Below are 7,281 nucleotides of genomic sequence, written 5' to 3' on the forward strand. Positions count from 1 at the left end.
CCGTAATAAGACATCATCAACTGTTTTAATTTTCTCAATTGTCAACAAAATAACAAAACCATATAATACTTATATTCTATCTTAGAAATTATTATCCTAATGAATTGGATAAAAAGGAATCATTATCCTCAAAAAATTTATTTTTATATTGATTTCATATTACATTTATGTGAATACACCCACTATATTATATCTTTATACTATAATAAAATTACAACTATACAACTAGAGGAGGTCTCTATTATATGAATATGAAAGCTACTGCTTTAACAGCAACTACTGTCGCAATTGCTTCTTTACTTCCTTCTATGGGAGAAACAAATGTACAAACAGCCAACGCTGAACAATTATCTAATGTGAAAACTGGATATGTCAAAGTCGATCAAGTAGCCTTACATACAAAAGATAACGCAAATAGCTCATCAATTGATACAATTCGCTTTAATACGAAAGTGAATATACTTGAAACAACTAATGGCTGGTATAAAGTATCTGTTAATAATAAAGTAGGTTACGTACAAAAAGATTCTATTCTACTAAAAAACAAACTTCAATCTAATAATCAATATATCGTCAATGCCAATGCATTAAACGTTCGTTCTGAACCTAATTTAGAATCTTCAATTTTAGATGTATTACCAAATGGGAAATTCGTTACTATTCAAGAAGAACAAGGTGAATGGTATAAAATTTTACATAATGGCAAAACAGGTTACGTACAAAAGGCATTCGTATCTAATGGTTCACAGCCTTTAGTAAAAGGCATCACAGTTCAAAATAATACGAAATACACAGTTGCAACACCTAAACTTAATGTGCGTAGCAATGCTAGTACAAGTAGCGCACTACTTGGTTCATTACAAAATGGTACACAATTACAAGTAGTGGAAACTGTAGGAACTTGGTATAAAATTCGTTTTGGCACAGGCTACGGATATGTGGCAAAGCATTATGTAGTGCAAAATCAAACGCAATCACAAGCTCAAACGGCTCAACCTACTTCCATTCCAGCCGTTTTCAAATTCCCTACTCAAGGAAAAATTAGCTCAACATTTGATATGCGCTGGGAACAAATGCATTATGGTATAGATATCGCAGCTCAGGGTAATGTCTCTATCCAGGCTGCGGCGGCAGGTAAAGTCGTGAAATCATATTATTCAGCTAGCTATGGCAATGTTGTGTTCATCGCCCATCAAATAAACGGGAAATTATATACAACAGTCTATGCTCACATGAAAGATCGTACTGTACAAGCTGGTGATCAAGTACAAGCTGGACAATTAGTAGGTCATATGGGAAACACAGGTCATTCATACGGGCAACATCTTCATTTTGAATTACACAATGGAGAATGGAATTTTGAAAAAACAAATGCAGTAAACCCACTGCCATATTTAGTTAGGTAAATTGTATGCCACGCAATATCAATATACCTCTCTTAATTGAATACTTAGCCTTTTTAGGCTTAATCTGTTGCTTAGTAATTTATAATACAAATACTGTATTTTTATCTATTATCATTGCTTTTGTTGCTTTAGAAATTATGATGGAAGCTTTTCAAGTTCAACTAAAACAAAAAATTGCCCATATTTATAATGCCATCTTTCTATTAAGTGCTTTAATAACAAATATTATTAGTAATGGTTTTTATTTATCTACCGTATTTCCCGTATTTTTTATGGCTGTTTTATTATTCATAGCTAGATACATTCATGTCCCTAATAACAAAAAACACGAACAAGAAGCTTAGAAAGAGGAGACACTGTGTACCAATCTTTCAAAGATAATCCGATAAAATATATATTGAATTTATACAAAAAAACAAATACTTTTTTTGGTATACAAGGAAGCTATACGGCACAATTTCTCCTTTATGGAATGTTATTTCTCGTCTTAATTATATTCTCCTTGCTTTACTAATAAAAAAAGGATCTCACAATTGAGATCCTTTTTAATTTATATAGAAAGTGCTCTTTATCCACAAGCATATTTTTCATAAATAAAGCTAAGATTATATTTTTTCTCTAAGCTCATTCTTTGTTCATCATCACACCAATAGAACAGAATATCATGAATCGTTGCATAACGCTTATTTTTAAGAAACAGTTTAAAGAAAGATGGTAAACAGTCATGTAATTGTATAAATATATAATTGCGTAATATTTCTTCTTTATATTTAATGCCCTTACAAATATACAATAATTCTTCACAATAATATGCATGTTGTGGAACTTGGATCATTTCAAAAAATGGCACATATGATAATAACTTTCCAATAAAATGATCATATCGATCCATTATCCCTATCGTCATATGCTCCATCATATCTTTCATTACATATAAATAATCATCTACATGAGTAGTCTTGAGTGGGTCTAATCGATCTGAAATTTGAGAAAGTACAGCCCTTTGGCAAGCTAACACCGCTTGACTAGGCCCATAATATGATAGAAAGTCTGTACACTTACGATACTTTCGTAATAAATCATATGTATATAAGTCATAAACAAAAGTATTACAATACATCGCTAAACTCATCATATCACTATTTAATTGCTCTTTTGATAGTGACTTAGCTCTCTTACACATATAAAAAAATGTAAATTCTAATACTTCTTTATGGGATAATAAATGTTTACAGTCTGTTATACATTTCTCATTAAATTTAACTCTATCCCAAATTTCTACATCTCCATCAGTTAATTCACCAATACGATATTTAATTATTAAATAGTTTAAAGCAACCGCCTGCGTCAAAAGATCCCACGTTTCATATTCCAATGAAGTATGAACAAACTCAGCTAGCCCTTGAGTTACCATAAAAGTATTCGCTTCTTCATACCAACCAATTTCTTGGCATAAGCGAAGAATACGTACTAAAGTTGGAATTTCGTCTTTATGAAATTGCGGTAAATTCTTTGCTTTATTCATTCCATATACGATAAATGCCGCTAAATTTTCTTCTTTATAAAATTCTTTTTCTTTCCACACTAATATAGTTCGTTCTTTCCCTTCACCTTTTGGATGACAAGGTACAAGCAAAGAAAATAATTCAGCGAAATTATTTGGTTCTATATATGTATCTGTAACCAAATTCCAATTTGGATCGCGCTGTACAGCCTTCATATAATTCCCCTTCCCTTTTATCTACATAGGAAATATTAATCCATTATCACATCATTAACAATAAATATTGTTATATTCGAAATCAATCATAATACTTATATCTATCAGTATATCATTTTTTCTCTTATTTATAATTAGGAATGACAAATTTAAATAAACTGTCGAAATTACTAACTGTATACTTATTATATAATGGCTCAGATACATCATGCTAACATATTAGCTTAACCCTATATACTAGAATAATGTATCTGATTTTTATACGTAACGTATTACACTAATTAAAGTCTCACTTCATTCCGTATGCTCTGATATTTCACTTAAAGCAAATCCCGCTTGATCATCTGCCGATTCTTTTATAGCTAAATCTCCTAGTGCTAACATCCCAACGAGTTGACCACTCTCAACTACTGGCAATCGTCTAATTTGATACTGTGCCATTAACTCTGTAGCCTTTTCAATAGGATCATCTGGAGAAACTGAGACAATGTTTTTTGTCATTACATTTGTAATTTTATTAGATCCAGGATGTTTTTCAGCAATCCCTCGAACAACTAAATCTCGGTCCGTAACAAGACCAACAACTTGTTCATTTTCAACAACCGGGATCAATCCAATCGATTCTTCTTTCATCTTTACAGCAGCTTCATATACATTGTCTAACGGTGTACACTGTACAATATGAGTGCTCATCAAGTCTCTCACTCGTGTCATTTGTATCTCCTCCTTTTTATACATACCATAGCTTTTCCTAAATCCCTTTATTTATTTCAGGAAAATCAGTTGATAAAGGAGAATGAACGCACAATAAAAAAGAGTCAGCAATATGCTGACTCTTTTTTTATGACCCGTACGGGATTCGAACCCGTGTTACCGCCGTGAAAGGGCGGTGTCTTAACCACTTGACCAACGGGCCATGGCTCCGCAGGTAGGACTCGAACCTACGACCGATCGGTTAACAGCCGATAGCTCTACCACTGAGCTACTGCGGAATAATATATGGTGGGCCTAAATGGACTCGAACCATCGACCTCACGCTTATCAGGCGTGCGCTCTAACCAGCTGAGCTATAGGCCCATATACTTTACAGGGGCAGTAGGAATCGAACCCACACTGGAGGTTTTGGAGACCTCAGTTCTACCTTTAAACTATGCCCCTAAAGGATGCCGACTAGAGGACTTGAACCCCCAACCTACTGATTACAAGTCAGTTGCTCTACCAATTGAGCTAAGTCGGCATAAAAAAATGGTGGCTCGGGACGGAATCGAACCGCCGACACGAGGATTTTCAGTCCTCTGCTCTACCGACTGAGCTACCGAGCCAAACATAAATGGCGGTCCCGACCGGGGTCGAACCGGCGATCTCCTGCGTGACAGGCAGGCATGTTAACCACTACACCACGGGACCATTTGGTTGCGGGGACAGGATTTGAACCTGCGACCTTCGGGTTATGAGCCCGACGAGCTACCGTGCTGCTCCACCCCGCGATGATAAAATATTTACTTTATAAAAAATGGAGGAGGTAGAGGGATTCGAACCCCCGCGCGACTCTCGCCGCCTGTCGGTTTTCAAGACCGATCCCTTCAGCCGAACTTGGGTATACCTCCATGAAGGAAAAAATATTTTATTATTTATGTCTAAACCATTTTAAAAGAAAATGGAGGAGGTAGAGGGATTCGAACCCCCGCGCGATTCTCACCGCCTGTCGGTTTTCAAGACCGATCCCTTCAGCCGAACTTGGGTATACCTCCGAGACATATAATAAATAAAGTGGAGCCTAGCGGGATCGAACCGCTGACCTCCTGCGTGCAAGGCAGGCGCTCTCCCAGCTGAGCTAAGGCCCCATGTTTTTGGGAATATCGGGAAGACAGGATTTGAACCTGCGACCCCCTGGTCCCAAACCAGGTGCTCTACCAAGCTGAGCCACTTCCCGTTATTAAAAGCGCGCCCGAGAGGAGTCGAACCCCTAACCTCTTGATCCGTAGTCAAACGCTCTATCCAATTGAGCTACGGGCGCATATGGTGCCGAGGGCGGGGGTCGAACCCGCACGGTGGTCACCCACCGCAGGATTTTAAGTCCTGTGCGTCTGCCTGTTCCGCCACCCCGGCATGTCATATTGAAAATTGGAGCGGAAGACGGGATTCGAACCCGCGACCCCAACCTTGGCAAGGTTGTATTCTACCACTGAACTACTTCCGCAAGACATGTATGAGTTATTTTATTAAAAGTGCGGGTGAAGGGAGTCGAACCCCCACGCCAAAGGCGCTAGATCCTAAGTCTAGTGCGTCTGCCAATTCCGCCACACCCGCATATTTTGTTAAAATGGTGAGCCATGAAGGACTCGAACCTTCGACCCTCTGATTAAAAGTCAGATGCTCTACCAACTGAGCTAATGGCTCTTAATGGCTGGGCTAGCTGGATTCGAACCAGCGCATGACGGAGTCAAAGTCCGTTGCCTTACCGCTTGGCTATAGCCCATTAATTAAGAATGGTGGAGGGGGGCAGATTCGAACTGCCGAACCCGAAGGAGCGGATTTACAGTCCGCCGCGTTTAGCCACTTCGCTACCCCTCCGACATATATGGTGGAGGATGACGGGATCGAACCGCCGACCCCCTGCTTGTAAGGCAGGTGCTCTCCCAGCTGAGCTAATCCTCCGTTTTGCCTGGCAACGTCCTACTCTCACAGGGACAAGGTCCCAACTACCATCGGCGCTAGAGAGCTTAACTTCCGTGTTCGGTATGGGAACGGGTGTGACCTCTCTGCCATCATTACCAGACTGTATTCATTTAAGACAAGAATCATTATAACTCATTTAACCTCAAAAGTCAACAAGTTTTTTATATTCTTTCAAAACTAGATAACATTGCTTCATATTATATGGTTAAGTCCTCGATCTATTAGTATTCGTCAGCTCCACATGTCACCATGCTTCCACCTCGAACCTATCAACCTGATCATCTTTCAGGGATCTTACTAGCTTACGCTATGGGAAATCTCATCTTGAGGGGGGCTTCATGCTTAGATGCTTTCAGCACTTATCCCTTCCGCACATAGCTACCCAGCTATGCCCTTGGCAGAACAACTGGTACACCAGCGGTGCGTCCATCCCGGTCCTCTCGTACTAAGGACAGCTCCTCTCAAATTTCCTACGCCCACGACGGATAGGGACCGAACTGTCTCACGACGTTCTGAACCCAGCTCGCGTACCGCTTTAATGGGCGAACAGCCCAACCCTTGGGACCGACTACAGCCCCAGGATGCGATGAGCCGACATCGAGGTGCCAAACCTCCCCGTCGATGTGGACTCTTGGGGGAGATAAGCCTGTTATCCCCGGGGTAGCTTTTATCCGTTGAGCGATGGCCCTTCCATGCGGAACCACCGGATCACTAAGCCCGACTTTCGTCCCTGCTCGACTTGTAGGTCTCGCAGTCAAGCTCCCTTATGCCTTTGCACTCTACGAATGATTTCCAACCATTCTGAGGGAACCTTTGGGCGCCTCCGTTACACTTTAGGAGGCGACCGCCCCAGTCAAACTGCCCACCTGACACTGTCTCCCGGGTCGATAAGACCCGTAGGTTAGAATTTCAATACAGTCAGGGCGGTATCCCACCAGCGCCTCCACCGAAGCTAGCGCTCCGGTTTCAAAGGCTCCCACCTATCCTGTACAAACTGTACCAAAATTCAATATCAGGCTACAGTAAAGCTCCACGGGGTCTTTCCGTCCTGTCGCGGGTAACCTGCATCTTCACAGGTACTATAATTTCACCGAGTCTCTGGTTGAGACAGTGCCCAAATCGTTACACCTTTCGTGCGGGTCGGAACTTACCCGACAAGGAATTTCGCTACCTTAGGACCGTTATAGTTACGGCCGCCGTTTACTGGGGCTTCAGTTCAGAGCTTCGCTTACGCTAACCCCTCTCCTTAACCTTCCAGCACCGGGCAGGTGTCACCCCCTATACTTCGCCTTACGGCTTCGCAGAGAGCTGTGTTTTTGCTAAACAGTCGCTTGGGCCTATTCACTGCGGCTTTCCGTTAAGAAAGCACCCCTTCTCCCGAAGTTACGGGGTCATTTTGCCGAGTTCCTTAACCAGAGTTCTCTCGCACACCTTAGGATTCTCTCCTCGCCTACCTGTGTCGGTTTGCGGTACAGG

At 41.0% G+C, this 7,281-nt stretch carries 4 protein-coding genes, 20 tRNA genes and 2 rRNA genes (1 of these 26 running past the window's edge); 2 read left to right on the plus strand and 24 right to left on the minus strand.

Features of this window, described 5'->3' with window-relative positions; translation table 11 throughout:
- The first annotated feature begins 245 nt into the window (after nucleotides 1-245).
- Nucleotides 246-1,406: an SH3 domain-containing protein gene (locus QCI73_RS23760; RefSeq protein WP_044790929.1), complete on the plus strand. Its 1,161-nt coding sequence runs from the start codon at nucleotides 246-248 to the stop codon at nucleotides 1,404-1,406.
- Nucleotides 1,407-1,411: 5 nt separating this feature from the next.
- The gene (locus QCI73_RS23765) at nucleotides 1,412-1,750 is read left to right on the plus strand and encodes a hypothetical protein (RefSeq protein ID WP_001137811.1); all 339 of its coding nucleotides are present in this window, start codon (nucleotides 1,412-1,414) and stop codon (nucleotides 1,748-1,750) included.
- 224 nt (nucleotides 1,751-1,974) lie between these two features.
- Here QCI73_RS23765 and QCI73_RS23770 read toward each other — a convergent pair whose 3' ends face one another.
- The 24 genes from QCI73_RS23770 to QCI73_RS23885 form a co-directional block, all read right to left on the minus strand.
- The gene (locus QCI73_RS23770; protein ID WP_000648924.1) at nucleotides 1,975-3,126 is read right to left on the minus strand and encodes a DUF3965 domain-containing protein; all 1,152 of its coding nucleotides are present in this window, start codon (nucleotides 3,124-3,126) and stop codon (nucleotides 1,975-1,977) included.
- A 294-nt stretch (nucleotides 3,127-3,420) separates the two neighbouring features.
- Nucleotides 3,421-3,840, minus strand: coding sequence for a CBS domain-containing protein (locus QCI73_RS23775; protein WP_000199015.1), 420 nt, complete (start codon nucleotides 3,838-3,840; stop codon nucleotides 3,421-3,423).
- Between the two features lie 130 nt (nucleotides 3,841-3,970).
- Nucleotides 3,971-4,042, minus strand: a tRNA-Glu gene (locus tag QCI73_RS23780).
- Between the two features lies 1 nt (nucleotide 4,043).
- A tRNA-Asn gene (locus QCI73_RS23785) sits at nucleotides 4,044-4,118 on the minus strand.
- Nucleotides 4,119-4,126: 8 nt separating this feature from the next.
- Nucleotides 4,127-4,203 (minus strand) — tRNA-Ile (locus QCI73_RS23790).
- A 10-nt stretch (nucleotides 4,204-4,213) separates the two neighbouring features.
- Nucleotides 4,214-4,284 (minus strand) — tRNA-Trp (locus QCI73_RS23795).
- Between the two features lie 6 nt (nucleotides 4,285-4,290).
- A tRNA-Thr gene (locus QCI73_RS23800) sits at nucleotides 4,291-4,363 on the minus strand.
- 9 nt (nucleotides 4,364-4,372) lie between these two features.
- Nucleotides 4,373-4,448 (minus strand) — tRNA-Phe (locus QCI73_RS23805).
- Nucleotides 4,449-4,457: 9 nt separating this feature from the next.
- Nucleotides 4,458-4,533, minus strand: a tRNA-Asp gene (locus QCI73_RS23810).
- Between the two features lie 3 nt (nucleotides 4,534-4,536).
- A tRNA-Met gene (locus tag QCI73_RS23815) sits at nucleotides 4,537-4,613 on the minus strand.
- A 27-nt stretch (nucleotides 4,614-4,640) separates the two neighbouring features.
- A tRNA-Ser gene (locus QCI73_RS23820) sits at nucleotides 4,641-4,733 on the minus strand.
- Nucleotides 4,734-4,784: 51 nt separating this feature from the next.
- Nucleotides 4,785-4,877, minus strand: a tRNA-Ser gene (locus QCI73_RS23825).
- A gap of 20 nt (nucleotides 4,878-4,897) precedes the next feature.
- Nucleotides 4,898-4,970, minus strand: a tRNA-Ala gene (locus QCI73_RS23830).
- A 15-nt stretch (nucleotides 4,971-4,985) separates the two neighbouring features.
- Nucleotides 4,986-5,059: transfer RNA gene (locus QCI73_RS23835), tRNA-Pro, on the minus strand.
- A 10-nt stretch (nucleotides 5,060-5,069) separates the two neighbouring features.
- Nucleotides 5,070-5,143 (minus strand) — tRNA-Arg (locus QCI73_RS23840).
- 3 nt (nucleotides 5,144-5,146) lie between these two features.
- Nucleotides 5,147-5,235: transfer RNA gene (locus QCI73_RS23845), tRNA-Leu, on the minus strand.
- A 16-nt stretch (nucleotides 5,236-5,251) separates the two neighbouring features.
- A tRNA-Gly gene (locus QCI73_RS23850) sits at nucleotides 5,252-5,326 on the minus strand.
- Between the two features lie 29 nt (nucleotides 5,327-5,355).
- Nucleotides 5,356-5,436: transfer RNA gene (locus QCI73_RS23855), tRNA-Leu, on the minus strand.
- Nucleotides 5,437-5,450: 14 nt separating this feature from the next.
- Nucleotides 5,451-5,526: transfer RNA gene (locus QCI73_RS23860), tRNA-Lys, on the minus strand.
- A gap of 4 nt (nucleotides 5,527-5,530) precedes the next feature.
- Nucleotides 5,531-5,605 (minus strand) — tRNA-Gln (locus tag QCI73_RS23865).
- An 11-nt stretch (nucleotides 5,606-5,616) separates the two neighbouring features.
- Nucleotides 5,617-5,700, minus strand: a tRNA-Tyr gene (locus QCI73_RS23870).
- Between the two features lie 8 nt (nucleotides 5,701-5,708).
- Nucleotides 5,709-5,784, minus strand: a tRNA-Val gene (locus QCI73_RS23875).
- Nucleotides 5,785-5,789: 5 nt separating this feature from the next.
- Nucleotides 5,790-5,905 (minus strand): 5S ribosomal RNA (gene rrf / locus QCI73_RS23880).
- Nucleotides 5,906-6,006: 101 nt separating this feature from the next.
- A 23S ribosomal RNA gene (locus QCI73_RS23885) occupies nucleotides 6,007-7,281 on the minus strand; it runs 1,648 nt beyond the window's last position.

The organism is Bacillus cereus group sp. MG16, from assembly GCF_040459875.1.
GTDB lineage: Bacteria > Bacillota > Bacilli > Bacillales > Bacillaceae_G > Bacillus_A > Bacillus_A paranthracis.

Excerpts from the sequence above, each read along its gene's own strand:
- QCI73_RS23760 (WP_044790929.1), top strand. The coding sequence starts at position 246 with ATGAATATGAAAGCTACTGCTTTAACAGCAACTACTGTCGCAATTGCT.
- QCI73_RS23765 (WP_001137811.1), top strand. The coding sequence starts at position 1,412 with ATGCCACGCAATATCAATATACCTCTCTTAATTGAATACTTAGCCTTT.
- QCI73_RS23770 (WP_000648924.1), bottom strand. The coding sequence starts at position 3,126 with ATGAAGGCTGTACAGCGCGATCCAAATTGGAATTTGGTTACAGATACA.
- QCI73_RS23775 (WP_000199015.1), bottom strand. The coding sequence starts at position 3,840 with ATGACACGAGTGAGAGACTTGATGAGCACTCATATTGTACAGTGTACA.